At 46.3% G+C, this 536-nt stretch carries 1 pseudogene; it reads left to right on the top strand.

Features of this window, described 5'->3' with window-relative positions:
• Positions 1 to 114: 114 nt before the first annotated feature.
• A pseudogene (locus CIK04_RS23435) lies at positions 115 to 536 on the top strand (tRNA-dihydrouridine synthase); the annotation flags it as partial.

Raw genomic sequence — 536 nt, 5'->3', positions numbered from 1 at the left:
GAAATTCATACAAATTGCAAAAACAATTTGTCAATGCTCAAATATWAGTCTTTTCACGCAGAAAAAAATGCGTAAAAATGCGCGCCCTTGCTGGTATGAAGCTGTGACGACGTTTTGAAGATCGGAAATTATCAACTTAAGAACAAACTAATCGTAGCGCCGATGGCCGGAGTAACGGATAGACCGTTTCGAGAGTTGTGCCTTCGTTATGGTGCGGGAATGGCCGTCAGTGAAATGATGTCCTCTAATCCGCAACTATGGAAAACGTCGAAGTCAAAGCAACGCATGGTGCATGAAGGCGAATCGGGCATTCGCTCTGTACAAATCGCGGGCAGCGATCCACAGCTGATGGCAGATGCCGCGCAATTCAGTGTTGAAAATGGTGCGCAAATCATCGATATCAACATGGGTTGCCCAGCAAAAAAGTGAATAAAARRCTGGCGGGTTCCGCACTGCTCAAATACCCGGACATTATCGAACAGATTTTGAAAGCGGTGGTTGACGCAGTGGACGTTCCTGTAACGTTGAAAACCCGC

Source organism: Vibrio sp. 03_296, from assembly GCF_002265885.1.
This window is presented reverse-complemented; position numbering and strand designations above follow the sequence as displayed.